Raw genomic sequence first — 18694 nt, forward strand, 5'->3', positions numbered from 1 at the left:
ACAGGCGCGCAGTTGCGGGCCCATTACTCCAGTCATGCCAATCATCAAACGACCGCATTCCTCGAATTCTCCGGCCGGTGAAGACCGGGACTCCCATCAACGCACCCCAGGACGCAATGCTGCTTCGCGCGACGCCGAGTACGGCCGTCGTTCGATCGGTGCGTCGCTCATGCTGTGGTTTATCGGCCTGATCGCGACCGTCGCCGTGATCGGCGCGCTGATCGTCGGCTATGCGCTCGTCGTGATGGGGCCGCAGTTGCCGTCGCTCGACGCGCTCACCGACTATCGCCCGAAGGTGCCGCTGCGCGTCTACACCGCAGATCACGTGCTGATCGGCGAATTCGGCGAGGAGCGCCGCAGCCTCGTGCGCTTCCAGGACATCCCCGACCAGATGAAGAAAGCGGTGCTCGCGATCGAGGACTACCGCTTCTACGAACACGGCGGCGTCGACTTCGTCGGCATTCTGCGCGCCGGTTTCGCCGACCTTGCGCATGGCGGCGCATCGCAGGGCGCGAGCACGATCACGATGCAGGTCGCGCGCAACTTCTTCCTCTCCAGCGAGAAGACCTATACCCGCAAGGTCTACGAAATGCTGCTCGCGTACAAGATCGAGCGAGCGCTGACGAAAGACCAGATCCTCGAGCTGTACATGAACCAGATCTACCTGGGCGAGCGCGCATACGGCTTCGCCGCGGCCGCGCGCGTGTACTTCGGCAAGGACCTGAAGGACATCTCGCTGGCCCAGGCCGCGATGCTCGCGGGCCTGCCGAAGGCGCCGTCCGCGTATAACCCGGTCGTCAATCCGAAGCGCGCGAAGATCCGTCAGGAGTACATCCTGCGACGCATGCTCGAACTGCGCTACATCACGCAGCAGCAGTATGACCAGGCCGTGAAGGAAGAGATTCACACGAAGAATCCGGGCAACGAGTACAGCGTGCATGCCGAGTACGTCGCCGAAATGGTGCGGCAGATGATGTACGCGCAGTACAAGGATGAAACCTACACGCGCGGCCTGAACGTCACGACGACGATCGATTCCGCCGATCAGGACGCCGCGTACCGCGCGGTGCGCAAGGGCGTGATGGACTACGAGCGGCGCCACGGCTATCGCGGACCGGAGGGCTTCGTGCAGTTGCCCGAGGCCGGCGACGACCGCGACCAGACCATCGACGACGCGCTGACCGATCACCCGGACAACGGCGAGATCATCGCCGGCGTGGTGACGGCCGCGAACGCGAAGCAGGTCGTCGCGCAACTGGTCGACGGTACGCAGGTGACGGTGTCGGGCGACGGCCTGCGCTTCGTCGCCGCCGCGCTGAGCCCACGCGCGAACCAGACGCTGCACATCAGGCCGGGTTCGATCGTGCGCCTCATCGCCGACGACAAGGGCAACTGGCAGATCACGCAGCTGCCGCAGGTCGAGGGCGCGCTGGTGTCGCTGACGCCGCAGGACGGTGCGATCCGCGCGCTGATCGGCGGTTTCGACTTCAACAAGAACAAGTTCAACCATGTGACGCAGGCGTGGCGCCAGCCGGGTTCGAGCTTCAAGCCGTTCATCTATTCGGCCGCGCTCGACAAGGGTCTCGCCCCGGCGACGATCATCAACGACGCGCCGCTGTACTTCCCGCCGAGCACGCCGGGCGGCGACGCGTGGGAGCCCAAGGACGACGACCAGCCTGATGGTCCGATGTCGATGCGCCTCGCGCTGCAGAAGTCAAAGAACCTGGTGTCGATCCGCATCCTGTCGTTCATCGGCACCAGGTATGCGCAGGACTTCGTCACGCAGCGCTTCGGTTTCGACGCCGACAAGACCCCGCCGTATCTGCCGATGGCGCTCGGCGCGGGCCTCGTCACGCCGCTGCAGTCGGCGGGCGCGTACTCGGTGTTCGCGAACGGCGGCTACCGGATCAATCCGTATCTGATCAACGAAGTGACCGACGCGCGTGGCGTGGCGATCTCGCGCGCGCAGCCGCTCGTCGCTGGGCACGATGCGCCGCGCACGCTCGAGCCGCGCAACGCGTACATCATGAACAGCCTGTTGCACTCGGTCGCGACCGCGGGTACGGGCGCGGGCACCAACGTGCTGAAGCGCTCGGACCTGCAGGGCAAAACCGGTACGACCAACGATGCTAAGGACGGCTGGTTCGCCGGCTATCAGCAGTCGCTGGTGGCGGTCGCCTGGATGGGCTATGACCAGCCGAAGAGTCTCGGCAGCCGTGAATTCGGCGCGCAGCTCGCGCTGCCGATCTGGGTCGAGTACATGCAGCGCGCGCTGCGCGGTGTGCCACAGGCCGAGCCGCCGCAACCCGACGGCGTGACGGCGATGGACGGTGAGTTGTTCTTCAGCGACAAGTTGCCGGGGCAAGGCTTCGTCGCGAGCATCGGTCTCGATTCGAGCAATCCGATGGCCGGCGCGACCGATGCGGTGGGCGGTGTGGGGCCGGCGGGCATGACGCCGCCGGTGGTGCCGCCGCCGAGCGTGTCGACGACCGAGAAGAAGCAGATCATGGATCTGTTCGAGTCGAACAAGCCTTGATGTTTTTGACAGCGCGTACGCGGTCGGCTTCGGCGGGTCGCGCACGCGTCCACCCCTTCGGGTCGGATTCCTGACCTATCCTTCCTTCTTTGCGCGATGCGTGCGCGATGCGTGCGCGAATGCATCGGCGGCTGAATCCATCGCGCGCTCAAGCACTTGGACGCGATCTGCAGGCCTTATCAACAGGTCTTTCAACACATTCTGTGGATAACGGCGCTGGCCGTTTTTTTCCCGTTGTGACTCCGCTTGATCGTGTCGTTGCTTCGAAATTGCTACGCCCAATAACACGCGGGACAAAGCGATTCGCCTCAAGCACTTAGACGCTTCGCCCCTGGCTTATCAACAAGTCTGTCAACACAAACTGGGGATAACACGAACTGGAAATAAGTGCGGCGTTCGGTAGGGAATCCCAGGTTTAGTTGGATGCGGTTGTGTTCGGTGTACCGACGGGCGCCGACGCAGACGCAGCAGTCGAAGCGGCCGCCGCCGGCGCGGACGACGTCCGGCCCTGATCGAGCGGCGGATTCCCCATCGCTTGCAACAGCGCAGCCGTGTCAGTGAGCCGCGCACTCGTATAGCGGATCTCGTCGAGCTGCGCGTTGCGCCATTGCTGCTCGCTCGAACGGGTCGCCGCGACGGGCAGCGAGCCGAGCCGATAGCGCGCCGACGTCTCGTTGAACACGCCCTGTGCCGAACGCGCGGCGATGTTCGCGGCATCGAGCGACTGCGCGTCGTGCTCGAGCGAGGCGAGCGTATCGGCGACGTTCTGGAACGCGGCCAGCACGGTCTGTTTGTACTGCGACACGCTCGCTTCGTAGGTGTGTTGCGCCGCGCGGCGCTGCGCGAGCAGCGCGCCGCCATGAAACAGCGGTTGCGACAGCGACGCGCCGATGCTCCAGATCGCCCCCGCACCGGACATCGCGACCGGCCAGCTAAACCCGCCTTGTCCCATCGATGCCGACAGCGACAGACTCGGGAACATCTGCGCGGTGGCGACGCCGACATCGGTCGCAGCGGCCTTCAGCGCGGCGTCGGCGGCCTCGATGTCAGGCCGCGTGCGTAGCAGCTCCGACGGCACCACGACCGGCACCTGCTCGGGCAGATGCAATTGCGCGAGATCGATGTCGTCCGGAGCGGCATCGGGCGTGCGGCCAAGCAGCACCGCGAGCGCGTGACGCGTGGTGAGCCACTGTTGCTTCAGCGCCGGCAGACTCGCCGACACGCTCGCCGCGCTCTGCTGCGCGTTCAGCAGATCGGCATGCGAGACCGCGCCGAGCGCGAAGCGCCGTTCGGTATCGCGCGCCTGATCGTTGGCGAGGACCACGAGCCGCTCGGTCGTATCGATCTGCGCGTGCAGCGCGGCGCTCGTGATCGTCGCGGTCACGATGTTCGCCGCGAGCGCGCGCCGCGCCGCCTCCAGCTGGTAGACCTGCACGTTCACGCGCGCGGCGAGCGCCGCGTTCGCGAGGCGCGCGGAGCCGAACAGATCGAACGTGTAGTGCGCCTGCAACTGGCCGACGAACACGTTGTACAGAAACGTGTTCGGTCCGATCTCGGGGATCGCGAGCGCGCGATTGCGGGTGGCCTGGCCGCCGGCGTCGATGGTCGGCAGCAGCGAACTGCCAACCTGCGCGCGCAACTGCTCGCGCGCGGCGGCGAGACTGCGGTCGGTCGCGTCGAGCGTCGGACTATTGCGCAAGCCTTCGTCGACGAGCGCGTTCAGCGCCTCCGAGCGGTACAGCTTCCACCATTCGGGCACCGGTTGCGCGCCGGTCACGAACTGCTGCGTGATGCCCTGCGCGGGCACGGTTTGCGTCGGCAGCGGCTCCGCACCGTAGTGCGCGGGCTGCGGCATCGCGGGCGCGTCGCCGTTCGGTCCGAACGAGCAGGCGCTGAGCATGCAGGTGATGCTCGCGATGCCGGTGGCAAGCGTGGTGCGGGCCAGCGCGTCGAAGCGCGCGCGGCGGCGGGACAGGGCGGGAATAGTCATGCTCGTGCTCATGCTCAGTTACCCGTATGCGTGGCGCCGGAACCGGACGGCGTCTGCGGCTCGCGCTCGTCGGCTCGCACGCGGAACGACACGGCGTACAACGCGGGCAGATAGAACAGCGTCAGGATCGTCGCGCTCGTGATGCCGCCCATCAGCGCGGTCGCCATCGGCCCGAAGAAGTTCGAGCGCAACAGCGGGATCAGCGCGAGCACGGCGGCGGCGGCGGTCAGCGTGATCGGCCGGAACCGCCGCACGGTCGCGCCGACGATCGCATCGAAACGCTTGTGCCCCGACGCGATGTCCTGCTCGATCTGATCGACGAGAATCACCGAGTTGCGCATGATGATGCCGAACATCGCGATCACACCGAGCATCGCGACGAAGCCGAACGGCTGGCCGAACAGCAGCAGCGTGAGCACGACGCCGATCAGGCCGAGCGGCGCGGTCAGCACGACCATCAGCACGCGCGCGAAGCTTTGCAGCTGGATCATCAGCAGCGTCAGCACCGCGATCACCATGATCGGAATCTGCGCGTTGATCGAGGTTTGACCCTTGGCGCTTTCCTCGACGGAGCCGCCGATCTCGATCCGGTAGCCGACCGGCAGCGTCGCGCGGATCGGCGCGAGCGCGCGGTCCACCGCGTGGGTCACGTCGATGCCTTGCGCGCCGGCCGACACGTCGGACTGCACGGTGATGGTCGGCTGGCGGTCGCGTTCCCAGATCACGCCGTATTCGAGGTCGTTGCGCAGATGTCCGAGGGTGCCGAGCGGCACCGGGCCGTTCGGCGTCGGCATCGCGAGCGCGGTCAGCTGCGACGGGTCGACGCGTTCGGCGCGCGGCGCGCGCAGATCGACGCTGATCAGCTTATCGCGCTCGCGATACTGCGTGACCGTGTAGCCGGACATCGTCAGCGCGAGGAAGCTGGAGATGTCTTCGGATGTCACGCCGAGCTCGCGCGCGCGTTTCTGGTCGATCTCGAAGCGCACCGAGCGCTCGGCGGGTTCGTCCCAGTCGAACTGCACGTTGCGCGTGCCGCGATTGGCGCGCATCGTCGCGGCGACGCGTTCGGCGATCGAGCGCACGGTCGCGATGTCGTCGCCGCTCACGCGGAACTGCACCGGATAGCCGACCGGCGGGCCGTTCTCGAGGCGCGACAGGCGCGTGCGGATCGCCGGGAAGTTGTTGCGCAACTCCGGTTCGAGCCACTGCGCGAGCTTCTCGCGATCCTTGACCGTCTTCGCGGTGATCACGAACTGCGCGAAGTTCGGCTGCTGCAATTGCTGATCGAGCGGCAAATAGAAGCGCGGCGCGCCGGTGCCGACGAAGCTGACCGAGTGATCGATTTCCGGCCGCCCCTTCAGAACCTGTTCGAGCCGCTGCGCCTGACGCAGCGTGGCATCGAACGACGCGCCTTCGGGCAGCCGCACATCGACCAGCAACTCCGGCCGGTCCGAGCTCGGGAAGAACTGCTGCGGCACCAGCGAGAAGCCGGCCATCGCGAGCACGAACAGCAGCACGGTGATCGCGAGCACCACGAAGCGCCGTTCGATGCACCAGCCGATCCAGCCGCGCAAACGCGTGTAGAAGCGCGTGTCGTAGATGTCGTGTTCGTGATCGTCGGGCTCGTGCGCATGGCGCTTACGCTCGGGCAGCATGTGATAGCCGAGCAGCGGAATCAGCACGACCGCCGCGAGCCACGACGCGATCAGCGCGATCGCCGACACCTCGAAGATCGAACGCGTGTACTCGCCGGTGCTGGATTTCGCGAGCGCGATCGGCAGGAAGCCGGACACGGTCACGAGCGTGCCGGTCAGCATCGGAAACGCGGTGCTGGTGTACGCGAAGGCCGCGGCGCGCGTGCGGTTCCAGCCTTGCTCGAGCTTCACCGACATCATTTCGACCGCGATGATCGCATCGTCGACGAGCAGGCCGAGCGCGAGCACAAGGGTGCCGAGCGATACCTTGTGCAGGCCGATATCGAACAGGTACATGCACAGCGCGGTGACCGCGAGCACCACCGGAATCGAGATCACGACGACCATGCCGGTGCGCACGCCAAGTGACACCAGACTCACGATCAGCACGATCGCGACCGCTTCGGCGACCGCTTCGAGGAAGTCGTTCACAGAGCGCGCGACCGCGTGCGGCATGCTCGATACTTCGACCAGATTCAATCCGACGGGCAGCGCGGCGCGCAGTTGGGTCATCTGCTGATCGAGCGCGCGGCCGAGGCGGATCACGTCGCCGCCCGGCTGCATCGTCACGCCGATGCCCAGCACGGGTTTGCCGCCGAAGCGCATCTGCGTGACGATCGGGTCGTCGTAGCCGCGCCTGATCGTCGCGATGTCGCCGAGACGGAACGTGCGGTTGTTGATGCGGATCAGCGTGTCGGCAAGCGCGTTGACGTCGTTGAACTGGCCGCTCGGGCGCACGAACACGCGGTCGTCGGTGGTGGTGAGCGTGCCCGCGGGCGCGATCGCGTTCTGCGCGTTGATCGCCTGGCCGAGCTGTTGCGGCGAGATGCCGAGACGCGTCAACTGCGTGTTCGCGATCTCGATGTAGATGTGCTGATCGGGGTCGCCGAAATAATCGACCTTGCCGACGCCCGGCACGCGCAGCAGCACCGAGCGCAACTGGTCCGCGTAATCATGCAGTTGCGCGGCGGAAAAGCCGTCGCCTTCGAGCGTGTAGATGTTGGTGTAGACGTCGCCGAATTCATCGTTGAAGAACGGGCCCTGGATGCCCGGCGGCAAGGTCGCCGAGATGTCGCCGACTTTCTTGCGCACCTGGTACCACGTCTCGGGCACCTGGCTCACCGGCGCCGAGTCTTTCATCGTGAAGAAGATCAGCGATTCGCCGGGGCGCGAGTAGCTGCGCACGAAATCGATGTACGGCGTTTCCTGCAGCTTGCGGCCGATGCGATCGGTCAGCTGCTCCTGCACCTGGCGCGCGGTGGCGCCGGGCCAGAACGTGCGGATCACCATCACGCGGAACGTGAAGGGCGGGTCTTCCGATTGCGCGAGCCGCGTGTAGGCGAGGATGCCGAACGCGGTGGCGAGCGCGATCAGGAACACGACCAGCGCCTGATGACGCAGCGCCCACGCGGAAAGATTGAAGCGGCCTTCTTCGTGCGCCGTGCTCATGAAGCGAAGTCCTCGGGATGCAGCGGCGCGATCGCGCGGACTTTCTCGCCGGCGCTCACGGTGTGCACCCCTTGCAGTACGACGCTTTCGCCATCTTTCAGGCCCGCGCTGACGACAAACGTGCGCTCGTAGTAGCGCGTGACGGTCACGCGACGCAGCTCGAGCGTGTTGTCCGCGGCGCGCACGACCCACACGGCCGGTTCACGCCCCTCGTGAAACAGCGCGGTGACCGGCAGCGTGAACACGCCGTGCTGCGCGGCCGCCGCGGTGAGCGGTACGGCCGGCGTGACGTCGGCGGTCATGCCGAGGCGCACGTCGGCGCCGGCATCGACGAGCGTCAGACGCGCGCGCCATGTGCGGCTTTGCGGATCGGCGGCCGGCGATAGCTCACGCACGCGCGCGCTGAGCTTGCGGCCCGGCAGCGCGGCGAGCGTGACGCTCGCATTCTGGCCGACCGCGAATGCGGCGAGCGCGCTTTCGGGCACGTCGCACAGGACGTCGAGGTCGCCGCTCCACGCGAGGTTGTAGACGGCCTGACCCGCCGACACGTTTTGTCCCGTGTCCGCCTGTTCAGCCGTGATGACGCCCGCATGACCGGCGGTGAGCGTCGTGTACTGCAGTTGGTTCTTCGCGAGCGCCGCCTGCTGCTGCGCCTGATCGCGCTGCGCGAGCGCGGAAGCGTAGGCGTTGGTGGTCTGTTCGAGCTGCGCCGGCGCGATCAGGTTTTCCTTGGCCTGGGCCCTGTCGCGTTCGAGCTGCTGCTGCGCATAGACGAGGTTGTGCTGCGCGGCTTCGACCTGCGCCTGCGTGCTCGCGGCGTTTTTCTGCGCATCGGCCGGGTCGAGCAGCGCGACGACTTCGCCGCTCTTCACCGTGTCGCCGAGCCGCACCCGCCGCTCGATGATCTTGCCGGCGACGCGAAACGACAGCGGCGTCGAATAGCGCGCCTGCACTTCGCCGGGCAGCGACGCCGCCTGCAGCGCGTGACCGTCCGCATGCACGGCAAGCGCGACCACCGGGCGCGGCGCGGGTGCCGCGGCCTCCTTCTTCGAGCAGGCCGAGAGCGCGAGCACGCCTGCCAGCGCCAGCGCGCAGGCGTGCCTGGAGAAACCGCGGTGATGGGATGGGGGAGACTGCTGGCGCATCGCTGACGATGCGGGAGAACCGGGACGCTTCACAATTACCCCAACTGGAGACAGCGAACGAACACGGCAAGCCGCGTGGCCCGCCAGCGAAGACCTGCACGCCGTTCATGCTAATGGCATACAGATATGGCTTTGGATGAAGAAATGCATTCTAATACACTCGTGTATCTGAATGTATAGATGGATTTGAATTCTTTTGGATGCTAGGCTTGCGGCCATGAAACGTCAAAGACTGACACGAGAGCAGAGCAAAGACCAGACGCGGGGGCGGCTGCTCGATGCTGCGCAGGCAACTTTCATGAAGAAGGGCTTCGTCGCGGCGAGTGTCGAGGACATCGCGGCGGCGGCCGGCTATACGCGCGGCGCGTTCTATTCGAACTTCCGTAGCAAGACCGAGCTGTTTCTGGAGCTGTTGCGGCGTGATCACGAAGCGATGCAGGCGGGACTGCATGCGATCTTCGAAAACGCGGCGTCGCGCGAGGAGATGGAGGCGCGCGTGCTGCGCTACTACAGCTCGCTGCATCGCGAGAACAAGTGTTTTCTGCTATGGGTCGAGGCGAAGCTGCTGGCGGTGCGCGACGGCCGTTTCCGGCTGCGCTTCAACGCGTTCATGCACGAGAAGATCGAACAGTTGAGCGCCTATGTGCGCGAGTTCTCGGAGCGCGTGGGCACGCCGATGTCGATGCCGCCCGAGCAGCTCGCGATCGGACTGATGGGGCTATGCGACGGCGTGCAGTTCTTCTACACAGTCGATCCGCAGAATGTGCCGACCGAAATGGCCGAAATGGTGCTGGCGGGGTTTTTCTCGCGCGTGGTGTTCGGGCGCGATGCATGACAGTGGGCGTTGAGCCCGGATGCAAGAACGCGCGCCCCCAACGGATCGCGCATCAGATACGGCTACAACCGCAAAAATCAGTCGACCGGCAGTTGCGCGCAGGCTTCGGCGGCGGGCGCCGCGCAAGCGAACGCGTATTGGCCGCTGGCGTCGAGGATCTTTGCCCCTGCGTGCAGGGCGACCTTGATATCCGGGCAGCGCTCATAAGCGATATATGCCGAGCTAGCGGCGGCCGACCAGCAAACCAGCGAAAACGCGATTTTTTCGAGCAAATGAAAACGATGTGGCATGGCGATGTGGCGGTAATTTCTTTCGGCCGCTATTTTACCAACAGACTAGGGTTTATACCTAGTTAAAACCCACAATAGACGCCGCAATAGTGGCGGGATCGACACGCCACCGCGAATCTGACCGGAATGTCATGTCTGGGTCAGGGTTGGGACATGTCCGATAACTAGAATCGGTTGGGTTGGGCAGGCCCGCGCGCATGCCGCACGGGTCCACACAAGCGGCAACCATTGCGCCGGCCCGGCTTTACCGAGGCAGGAGTCGTCCCATGAATCAACTGCAGTCGATGCGCGTGTTCGTCAAGGTGGCGGACTTCGGCAGTTTCGTTGGCGCGGCGAGCGCGCTGGATCTATCCACCGCGGTCGTCACGCGGCACGTCGCGGATCTCGAAGCGCGGCTCGGCACCCGATTGCTGAACCGCACGACCCGCCGTCTGTCGCTGACCGAATCCGGCGCGACCTATCTGGAGCGCGTACGTCACATCCTCGCCGATCTCGAAGGCGTCGAGCAGATGGTGGTGGCGCGCAATCACGAACCAGTCGGCACACTGCGCATCGTCGCGCCGGTCGTGTTCGGGCTGCATAGTCTCGCGCCGGTCGTGCAGTCGTACGCGGCGCGCTATCCGGACGTCGTGCCCGACGTCACGCTCGCCGACCGCCACGTCGATCTCGTCGAAGAGGGCTTCGACGTCGGTATTCTGGTTGCGCGGCAGATGCGCAGCGCGAGCATCGTCACCCGGCGGCTCACGACCGGCTATATGACAGTGTGCGCGACGCCCGAGTATCTGGCGCAACACGGCACGCCGAAACGCCCCGAGGATCTGCTCGGGCATTCGTGCCTGAGCCGGCCGGCCGAGCAGGGCGGCGGCGAGGAGCGCGTGTTCAGCGGGCCGGACGGCGAAGTGCGGGTGCGGCCGATCAACGCGATCGCGGCGAACAACGCCGAGATGCTGCGGCAGTTCGCGCTGCTGGGCATGGGCGTGGCGATTCTGCCGAGCTACCTGATCGGACGGGATCTGGCGGCGGGGCGGCTCGTGCGTCTGCTCGACCAGTACAGCCTGCCGCCCATCGAAATCACGATTGCGTATCCGAGCCGGCTGCATCTGCCGGCGAAGGTACGGACGTTCATCGATCATCTGGTCGAGCATTTCCAGCCGGAAAGCGCACAGGCGCGGGATTCGCGCAGTGCGGCGCTGGTGCGGGCGGTAGCGCAGGTGAGCGGGTCCGACGATCAGGTCGCGCGCGAGATGGCCGAAGACGCGCTCGAACGAACCCGCACGACACGCCGTGTGACAAGGGTGCCGCGCACGCGGATCGCGGCGTCGTCGCAGTTCTGAAGGGGAAGGTGACGCGTGTCTGAATCGGGCTTCAGATGCTTAAGCCCGGACCATAATTGCCGCCGATCAGGCGCGTGACCGACTCGATGTCGACATAATCCTGCTCCGGCATGCTATCGAGCATCGCCAGCACCTCGTTGCTCGCGCCGGCTTCGCGCGCCGCGTCGACGAGCGCGTCTTTGTTGGTCGGAAATTCGACTTCGCTGAGAAGATCGGCGATCTGCAGATCGATCGATTCGCCGGGGATGTCCGAGGCCGTCATGCGCATGCTCCTGTCGAGCTCGAGTTAGTCACGTTGTTATTGCCGCCGCGAAAAGCCAGCGCCTCGCCGCGATGAGTTTCTCGCAGTGTCGCAAACCCGCGCGTATCGCCACCCCATCTTCATGACAGCCGGCGCAAGCCGGGCCAGCGCGCCGCTGCGGCCGCGCCATCGCCCGCCGTTGCGGCCGCCATCACGTGGTCAGATGCTCGTGCTGCCCGGTCAGGCTGCGTTCCAGATGTCGGGACTTTGGCAGCGCAATATGCTCCCAGTGCTGCGGACGGCTCGAGTCGGCGCTCGCCACGTCCGGGGCAGGAGGCGCGACCGGCGCGGCGTCCACGCGTTGCGCAAGCGTAATGGAATCCTTGCTGTCCGGCGCGGTATGAACCGGCGCGGCGAAACACGAGGCTGACAGCGTCACCATGATTAACAGTGTCGAGGTTTTCATCGCCCGACCTCCTAGAGCTCATGCGGCGCTGACAATCGAGCAAACCCTGTGCCGTCCCGCGTCGAAAGGACGGTGCAAGCCAAGGACGGCGTAGCGCTACGCGGCCCAAGCTCCTTACCATCTTAGACGGCAATTACTGCAAAGCGCGCACATTTGCGACAAAACCGTATTGTAGATTCCATCATCGCACGAACCACCGCGCGCGTCCGCCATGGGTTAGCGCAGCACGTCGAAGCGCGTCCACGGCCACGACGGACGGTCGCGCATATAGCCGTTCAGCCAGTTCCACTGCGGATGCCGCTTCATAAACGCCTGCGCATCGAACGGCCGGCCGCACGGATGCCCCCAGCGCGCGGTAAACGCCATCTCGCGCGCCATTTCGCTATCGACCACCTTGCCGTCGTTCGCGCCCCACGGATTGAACGGGCCGTGATCGGTCCCGCCGAAGCGCGCGTCGTCGAGCTCCAGATGCCCGCAGATCGTGCGCGAGCACGGGTTGTCGTTGCGATCGAGATAGACGTCGTGATGATCGGCGATCATCTGCCTGGCGAGTTCGACGTCGATGTTGCCGCGATGCATTTCCTCGAGCTGCATGAAACGCAGACGCCGCGCGCCGTTCTTGCGCACGTCGGTATAGTCCTCGCCTTCGCCGATGCATTCCTGGTTGCGGATCTTCAGATCCGTCGCGGTGTTGTAGCCGCTGTAGAAACCGTCCCTGGTGGTCTCGAAGCCCGAATAGTGCAGCCCGAGTTCGTAACGCGCGATCTCGCCGGTCTTCGTGTCGCCTAGCAGCCAGCTGTTCGCGTAGCCGCCGTTGTTTGCGAGCGAGAACATCTCGCACCATTCCTTGATGGTGTTCGCATATTGCGACGCGCGCCGCGAGCGATAAAACTCGGGCGCGCCGGCCGGGTTGTAGCCCGCGAAGTTCGAGATCGTCGTTTCGGTGATCATCAGGCCGGCCGCCGTGACCCAGAAATCGGTCAGGCTCGAGATGCAGCCCGGCAGGCCCTGCATCAGGATGCGGTTGCCGCGGTCGGGCACGATGTCGAACACGACGTTGAACGCGTCGCCGGCCGCATAGCGGTCCCATGAGTTGTGCGCCATCACGATGCGGCCGTCGCGCGTCGCGCTGCCGGTCGCGATGAACGCGCTGCAGTGGTGACCGCGCCGGCCGCGCCACAGTTTCGCGCCCAGATGCGGCTGTGCCTGCGCCGCATGTGTCGGCCACCAGCTTTGCAGCAGATCCATGTAGCCGTTCCACGCCAGCACTTCGGCGAACGGCAGCTTCGCGCCATCGGCGATGCCATGAATTTCGTCGGCGAATTCGGTGTCGAGCTTGCTCGCGAACTGACTCGTCGCGGCGTTGACGAAGGTGTCGAACTCCTCGCCGGTGTCCCACCTGGCGAGATATCGCGCGGTGCGGATCGCGTTTCTGATTTCGTCGGCGAGCAACTGGCCGTGCTGCTCGCCGCGATCGTACGGCTCGCCTTCGATATGCACGAAAATCCAGCCGGCCTGATCGCGGCGTACGGCCTCGGGGGACGGTTCGCTCATCTTCGGCTCCGACGATACGGCGTATAGGGCGGGCGCTGTCGCCGCGCCCATGCTGGGCTCACGCGTGCCGGCCGCATGCAGGGTCGGCGGTCTGTTCATTGTAGAGAATCCGCGGCGCTTTGCATCGCGCGCCGCGAAGCTTGAGCGAAGGCCCTAGCGCGACGGATTCATGCGGAAGTACGCGTCGAGCAGCGAGGTCTTGTAGACGACCCCGGCAAGCAACGGACGCGCGGTGCTTTCGATCACCGGCAGGCGCTCGCCCTGAAACGCCATGAAGTGCTGCAACGCGACGGCGAGCGACATGTCCGGCGTCAGCACGTCGAAATGCGGCTGCAGATAATCGGCGGCGGTTTTCATCGACGTGTCGGTCCGGTCGAGCAGATCGGACGTGATGTCCTTCAGCGCGACCACGCCGAGAAATGCGCCCGAGTCGTTGGCGACGTACAGGTACTTGACCGGATATTCGAGAAACACGCGCGTCATGTCGTGCACGGTCGCGTTCGGCGGTACGACGGTCTGCGCGGGGCGGATCAGCTCGCGCATCTGCGTCGCGCGCAGTCGCGTTCGTTCCTGCTCCTCGCGATTGCGGCGCAGCGTGATCTCGTACATCGAGGTCTTGCCGATCGCGCGCGCGATGAAGTACGCGACCACGCACGACACCATCAGCGGCAGCACGACCTGATAGCTCAAGGTCATCTCGAAGATCATCAGGATCGCCATCAGCGGCGCCTGAGTCGCGCCCGCGAGGAACGCGCCCATGCCGACCATCGCATACGCATAAGCGGCCGACGTCGCGTGCGGCCACAACGCGTGCATGCCCTGGCCGAACAGCGAGCCGACCGCCGCGCCGACGAACAGCGTCGGCGTGAACACGCCGCCGACCGCGCCGGAGCCGGCCGTCGCCGCGGTCGCCGCGAGCTTGCAGACGAGCACGAGCACGAGCGCGGTCCACGTCCACGGCGAATGCAGGATCGAGTTCACGACGCTGTAGCCGTTGCCCCACACCTCGGGCTCCGCGACCGAAATGATGCCAACCACGAAACCGCCGATGCCGAGCCGCACCGGCAGCGCCACCGGCAGCTTGCGAAAGGCCTGCTTCGAGGCATCGAGCAACCGCAGGAACTGCGGCGCGGCCGCGCCGCACAGCGCGCCGAGCGCGACGAACAGCAGCACCTCGGGACCGGTCACGGTCGGAAACTCCGGCATCTCGTAGGGCGGCTTGTAGCCGGCGAATTCGCGCATCGTGATGTTCGCGACGACCGCGGCGACCACCACCGGCCCGAAGCTCTCCATCGCGATCGAGCCGAGCACGATCTCGGTGACGAAAAACGCGCCCGCGATCGGCGCGCTGTACGCGGACGTGATACCGGCCGCCGCGCCGCACGCGACCAGCAGGCGCAGCCGCGGCGGATCGAAGTGGACCCAGCGGCCGATCAGCGACGAGGCGAGCGCCGCGAGCTGCACCATCGGACCTTCACGGCCGATCGAGCCGCCGCTCGCGATCGTAAACAGCGACGACACGCTGCGCCACAAGCTCAGGCGCACCGGCACGGCGCCGTCGCCGATCGCGACCGCTTCCATGTAGTCGGAGTGCGGGTGCCGGTCGGCGTGACGCTGCGCGATCAGCAGAAACACGCCGGCGACCAGACCGCCCGCGGCCGGCACCCAGATGCGCACGGTCCACGGCAGGCTGCGCGCCGTTTCGACGAAGCTGCCGGAGTGGCCGGTTATCGCCAGTTGCAGCAGTTCGATGCCCTTGCGAAACGCCACGGTGGCGAATGCGCCGACAATGCCTACGACGACCGACCAGACCAGCATCGTATGGGCATCGGAGAGGCGGAAAAGGCGTTGGGCGCGGGTGCGCAGCTTCAGCAGGAATGAAAGCACGTCGACGGTACGGGGCGTGATGGGAGGTTGAAAAATCCGCGCCACAACGACAGCGCGCCCGCCTCGAATGGCGGGCGCGCGGCGGCGAGCGGGCGGGGCCGGGCGGCGCGGTTCAAGTCGCCGCCTCGTCGAGTTCCGGGTAGTGCCGGAAGACGCAGCTTTCGTTATGGGCGATGCGCCGGTCCGAGTCCAGGTACGCGGCGATGTTCGGTCTGGCGATCACCCTATCGTGCAGCGCGGCGAGCCGCGGATAGTGCTCGCCGAAGCGCTTCAGCGCGCGCGGAAACGCATACAGCAGACCATCGATCAGCTGGAACATCGACAGGTCCACATAGGTCAGCGCGTCGCCGACCATGAAGCTGTCGCCGGCCGGATTCTGCGCGAGCACGCGCTCGAAGTACGACATGAACTTCGGAATCCGATGCTCGATGAAATCGTGCGCGCGCACCTTCGCCGCGTCTTTCTGCTCCTCGTAGTAGAGGCCGCTCGCGAGCGGATGGTGGGTGTCGTGCGCTTCGGTGACGACGTCGGCGATCGTCAGTTGCAGGCCGTTCGCGACGTAGCGCAGGCTCTCCACCTTGGGCGCGAGATTGAGCCGCGGGCCGAGATAGAACAGGATGTTGGCGGTCTGCGGGATCACCAGATCGCCGTCTTTCAGAAACGGCGGCGCGAACGGCGGATACGGCTCGTCGGGGCTGTCCATCACGGCCATCATCGCCTCGGTGCCGAGGCCCTTCGAAGGCTTGCCGCGCGCGACTTCGACATAGTCGACGCCGGCTTCCTCCAGCGCGAGCCGCACGAATTCGCCGCGGCCTTGCAGGCCATCCCAGTAGTACAGTTCCAGGCTCATCGATCGATCCTCATTCCGGTCGCCGGGACGCGTCGCGCGAAGACGGTTTCACCGCTGCCATCGGACCATGCGCACAGGCGGGTTGTGGGAGCAAAGTTCGCAGCAACGAGTATGCCGTGTGAGCGGGCCGGATGGGGCGCCAGAATGCCCAAAACCCCGCGCGCGGCGGGGTGTCGGGGAAGGCGGGGAGGCCGGCGACGGCTCAGCGCAACAGGTGCTGGACGGCCCATGTGATGCCCAGTCCGCCGGCGATCAGCCACACATACAGAATCAGGCCCGTGGTCAGCGCGCGCGGACCCGCTTCGCGAATCTGCGAAATGCGCGTTTCCATGCCGAGTGCGGTCATCGCCATCGTCAGCGCGAAGGTGTCGAGCAGGTTCAGCGACGAGGTGGCGCTTTGCGGCAGCACATGCAGCGAGTTGATCGCGACGCAGGCGAGAAAGCCGAGTGCGAACCAGGGGATCGCAAGCTTGCGCGGGACGGCGCCGTCCGTGCTGCCATCCTTCGCGCCGCGCGCCGCGCGGTTCACCCACAGGCCGACCACCAGCAATACCGGCACGAGCAGCATCACGCGGGTCATCTTGACGATCGTCGCGATGTGCGTCGCTTCCGGGCTCACGTTGCTTGCCGCGCCGACCACCTGCGCGACCTCGTGGATCGTGCCGCCGAAGAAGAGACCCGCGCCGACCGTATCGAGGTGCAGCCAGCCCGCGTTGAACAGCACCGGGTACAGGAACATCGACAGCGTGCCGAACAGCACGACGGTGCCGACCGCCATCGCGCTCTTGTGCGGCTTCGATTGCAGCGTCGATTCGAACGCGAGCACCGCGGCCGCGCCGCAGATCGCGCTGCCGGCCGCCGTCAGCAGCGCGGTGTCCCGGTCGAGCTTCATGATCTTGATGCCGGCCCAGGTGCCGATCACGAGCGTGCTGACGACGATCAGCACCGATTCCGCGAGGCCCGGCAGACCCACCTGGGCGATTTCCTGCAGGCTCACGCGCAGGCCGAAGAACGCGACCGCGATGCGCAGCAGCTTGCGCGCCGAGAAGTTGACGCCCGCCGCCCAGCTGGCCGGCATGCTGTCGCGCAGCGCATTGCCATAGATCGCACCGGCGACGATGCCAACGATCAGCGGACTCAGGCCAAGACCGGCAACCGCCGGAATCGCCGCGATGCGCGTGACGGCGGCGGCGAACAGCGCGACGAACAGCACGCCATTGAGTTGGCCGCGAGTGGACAGCGCGGGTGAGGCGGCAGTGAGCGGGACGGTGGGTGTGGACATGATCGGGTGCCTGACTTCGTAGCGAACTTGCATAGAACTGCATGAGCAGCAACGGGGCTAATCCTAAATTAGATATAACGATATGAAAAATCGTGATTTAGAATGTGAAGTATCGGCCCAACCAATATTTCATCGAGATGACCCCGGATCAACTTATAACGTTCGCTGCCGTCGCTGAGCATCGCAACATCAGCCGGGCGGCGGTGGCGCTGCATCTGTCGCAGCCGGCGGTGTCCGGACAGCTACGGCAATTGCAGGACGAATTCGGCGAGCCTCTGTACCAGCGCGATGGCCGCGGTGTACGGCTGACGCCGGCCGGCGAGCAGCTCGCCAGCTATGCGGCGCGGCTGCGCGATACCTGGCGGCAGGCGCATGCGTATCGCGACGCGCTGCGCGGTCTGGAGCAGGGCACTTTGCGGATCGGCGCGAGCACGACGCCGGCGAGCTATCTGCTGCCGTATCTCATCGCCGAATTTCATCGCCGCTATCCGGACGTGACCGTGCATACCGCCAACGGCAATACGGCCGAGATCGTCGGCGCACTCGGCTCGGTCGACATCGCGATGATCGAGGGTCCCGCCGGCGCCGATCTGCCGCCGGATACGGTCGTCCATGCGTGGCGCGAGGATGAAATCGTCGCGATCATGCCGCGCTCGCATCCGCTCGCGCAGGCGGACAACGGCGAGCGCATCGAGCTGGCCGCGTTCGGCGCTTATCCGCTGGTGCTGCGCGAGGAAGGCTCGGGCGTGCGGCAGACGGTCGAGCGCGAATTCGCTCGCGCGGGCGTGCCGATGCGCGTGGCACTCGAGATCGCCGGGGTCGAAGGCGTGAAGGAGGCGGTGCGGGCCGGCATGGGCGTCGGCTTCGTGTCGGCGATGTCGATGCGGCATGAGAACGGTGCGCTGCGTCTGATGTCGCTGAGCCCGCAGCCGCTGACGCGGCGGCTGTCGATTCTGGTGCCCCATGCGAGCGCGCCGTCGCGGGTGGTCGAACAGTTTCTGGCGATGTGTATCGCGGACGGCGGCTGACTGCAGCGCGGGCGGCGTGCGGCCGGCGCGCCTGGGGATTTCCTCTATGGTGCGCGATGGCCGTCCCGCGCACTATTCGCTCATCGCAGCGCCTCGGCGCTTTTTTTCGAAGT

The 18694-nt window shown here is 66.0% G+C and carries 14 protein-coding genes; 4 read left to right on the plus strand and 10 right to left on the minus strand.

All coding sequences use genetic code 11. The features are described 5' to 3' along the window. Nucleotides 1-34 precede the first annotated feature (34 nt). Nucleotides 35-2536 carry a penicillin-binding protein 1A gene (locus tag AB3X94_RS02765; RefSeq protein WP_368610720.1) on the plus strand — a complete coding sequence of 834 codons (2502 nt, stop codon included), beginning with the start codon at nt 35-37 and terminating at the stop codon, nt 2534-2536. 415 nt (nt 2537-2951) lie between these two features. On the opposite strand, the gene AB3X94_RS02770 is transcribed toward AB3X94_RS02765, so the two are convergent. The 3 genes from AB3X94_RS02770 to AB3X94_RS02780 are packed head-to-tail and all read right to left on the minus strand — an operon-like array spanning nt 2952 to nt 8814. After that, a complete protein-coding gene (locus AB3X94_RS02770; RefSeq protein WP_176108340.1) occupies nt 2952-4526 on the minus strand; it encodes an efflux transporter outer membrane subunit in 1575 nt (524 codons plus the stop codon). Nucleotides 4527-4540: 14 nt separating this feature from the next. Next, complete coding sequence (locus tag AB3X94_RS02775) at nt 4541-7669, minus strand: efflux RND transporter permease subunit (protein WP_368610721.1); 3129 nt, start codon at nt 7667-7669, stop codon at nt 4541-4543. Next, nucleotides 7666-8814, minus strand: coding sequence for an efflux RND transporter periplasmic adaptor subunit (locus tag AB3X94_RS02780; RefSeq protein ID WP_368610722.1), 1149 nt, complete (start codon nt 8812-8814; stop codon nt 7666-7668). Before AB3X94_RS02780 ends, AB3X94_RS02775 begins: the two co-directional genes overlap by 4 nt. Before the next feature lie 217 nt (nt 8815-9031). Between AB3X94_RS02780 and AB3X94_RS02785 the strand changes: the two genes are divergently transcribed. Continuing rightward, the gene (locus tag AB3X94_RS02785) at nt 9032-9649 is read left to right on the plus strand and encodes a TetR/AcrR family transcriptional regulator (RefSeq protein ID WP_176108343.1); all 618 of its coding nucleotides are present in this window, start codon (nt 9032-9034) and stop codon (nt 9647-9649) included. A gap of 77 nt (nt 9650-9726) precedes the next feature. Here the strand turns inward: AB3X94_RS02785 and AB3X94_RS02790 are convergent, their stop codons facing one another. Then, entirely contained in the window at nt 9727-9939 is a 213-nt protein-coding gene (locus AB3X94_RS02790; RefSeq protein ID WP_176108344.1) for a hypothetical protein, read from the minus strand. A 266-nt stretch (nt 9940-10205) separates the two neighbouring features. On the opposite strand from AB3X94_RS02790, the gene AB3X94_RS02795 reads away from it, so the two are divergent. Next, nucleotides 10206-11273, plus strand: a complete 1068-nt coding sequence (locus AB3X94_RS02795; protein ID WP_368610723.1) for a LysR family transcriptional regulator — start codon at nt 10206-10208, stop codon at nt 11271-11273. Nucleotides 11274-11304: 31 nt separating this feature from the next. Here the strand turns inward: AB3X94_RS02795 and AB3X94_RS02800 are convergent, their stop codons facing one another. The 6 genes from AB3X94_RS02800 to AB3X94_RS02825 all read right to left on the minus strand — a co-directional run bounded on the left by AB3X94_RS02800 (nt 11305) and on the right by AB3X94_RS02825 (nt 17553). Then, nucleotides 11305-11535, minus strand: coding sequence for a DUF2795 domain-containing protein (locus AB3X94_RS02800; RefSeq protein WP_176108346.1), 231 nt, complete (start codon nt 11533-11535; stop codon nt 11305-11307). A gap of 190 nt (nt 11536-11725) precedes the next feature. Beyond that, nucleotides 11726-11980: a hypothetical protein gene (locus tag AB3X94_RS02805; protein ID WP_176108347.1), complete on the minus strand. Its 255-nt coding sequence runs from the start codon at nt 11978-11980 to the stop codon at nt 11726-11728. A 216-nt stretch (nt 11981-12196) separates the two neighbouring features. Continuing rightward, on the minus strand, nt 12197-13534 hold the full coding sequence (locus AB3X94_RS02810; RefSeq protein WP_176108348.1) for a C45 family peptidase: 1338 nt from the start codon (nt 13532-13534) through the stop codon (nt 12197-12199). Nucleotides 13535-13687: 153 nt separating this feature from the next. Further along, a complete protein-coding gene (locus AB3X94_RS02815) occupies nt 13688-15421 on the minus strand; it encodes a ClcB-like voltage-gated chloride channel protein (RefSeq protein WP_176108349.1) in 1734 nt (577 codons plus the stop codon). A gap of 112 nt (nt 15422-15533) precedes the next feature. Next, a complete protein-coding gene (locus AB3X94_RS02820; RefSeq protein ID WP_368595062.1) occupies nt 15534-16271 on the minus strand; it encodes a glutathione S-transferase in 738 nt (245 codons plus the stop codon). A 202-nt stretch (nt 16272-16473) separates the two neighbouring features. Further along, nucleotides 16474-17553 (minus strand): YeiH family protein, encoded by a 1080-nt coding sequence (locus AB3X94_RS02825; RefSeq protein WP_176125590.1) that lies wholly within the window; start codon nt 17551-17553, stop codon nt 16474-16476. A gap of 137 nt (nt 17554-17690) precedes the next feature. Between AB3X94_RS02825 and AB3X94_RS02830 the strand changes: the two genes are divergently transcribed. Beyond that, a complete protein-coding gene (locus AB3X94_RS02830; protein WP_176108352.1) occupies nt 17691-18581 on the plus strand; it encodes a LysR family transcriptional regulator in 891 nt (296 codons plus the stop codon). Nucleotides 18582-18694 lie beyond the last annotated feature (113 nt).

It is taken from the genome of Paraburkholderia sp. BR10923 (assembly GCF_040948765.1).
Lineage (GTDB): Bacteria > Pseudomonadota > Gammaproteobacteria > Burkholderiales > Burkholderiaceae > Paraburkholderia > Paraburkholderia youngii.

Bases quoted from the DNA above. Each gene is read 5' to 3' on its own strand.
- AB3X94_RS02765 (WP_368610720.1), top strand. From the start codon at position 35: ATGCCAATCATCAAACGACCGCATTCCTCGAATTCTCCGGCCGGTGAA.
- AB3X94_RS02770 (WP_176108340.1), bottom strand. From the start codon at position 4,526: ATGACTATTCCCGCCCTGTCCCGCCGCCGCGCGCGCTTCGACGCGCTG.
- AB3X94_RS02775 (WP_368610721.1), bottom strand. From the start codon at position 7,669: ATGAGCACGGCGCACGAAGAAGGCCGCTTCAATCTTTCCGCGTGGGCG.
- AB3X94_RS02780 (WP_368610722.1), bottom strand. From the start codon at position 8,814: ATGCGCCAGCAGTCTCCCCCATCCCATCACCGCGGTTTCTCCAGGCAC.
- AB3X94_RS02785 (WP_176108343.1), top strand. From the start codon at position 9,032: ATGAAACGTCAAAGACTGACACGAGAGCAGAGCAAAGACCAGACGCGG.
- AB3X94_RS02790 (WP_176108344.1), bottom strand. From the start codon at position 9,939: ATGCCACATCGTTTTCATTTGCTCGAAAAAATCGCGTTTTCGCTGGTT.
- AB3X94_RS02795 (WP_368610723.1), top strand. From the start codon at position 10,206: ATGAATCAACTGCAGTCGATGCGCGTGTTCGTCAAGGTGGCGGACTTC.
- AB3X94_RS02800 (WP_176108346.1), bottom strand. From the start codon at position 11,535: ATGACGGCCTCGGACATCCCCGGCGAATCGATCGATCTGCAGATCGCC.
- AB3X94_RS02805 (WP_176108347.1), bottom strand. From the start codon at position 11,980: ATGAAAACCTCGACACTGTTAATCATGGTGACGCTGTCAGCCTCGTGT.
- AB3X94_RS02810 (WP_176108348.1), bottom strand. From the start codon at position 13,534: ATGAGCGAACCGTCCCCCGAGGCCGTACGCCGCGATCAGGCCGGCTGG.
- AB3X94_RS02820 (WP_368595062.1), bottom strand. From the start codon at position 16,271: ATGAGCCTGGAACTGTACTACTGGGATGGCCTGCAAGGCCGCGGCGAA.
- AB3X94_RS02825 (WP_176125590.1), bottom strand. From the start codon at position 17,553: ATGTCCACACCCACCGTCCCGCTCACTGCCGCCTCACCCGCGCTGTCC.
- AB3X94_RS02830 (WP_176108352.1), top strand. From the start codon at position 17,691: ATGACCCCGGATCAACTTATAACGTTCGCTGCCGTCGCTGAGCATCGC.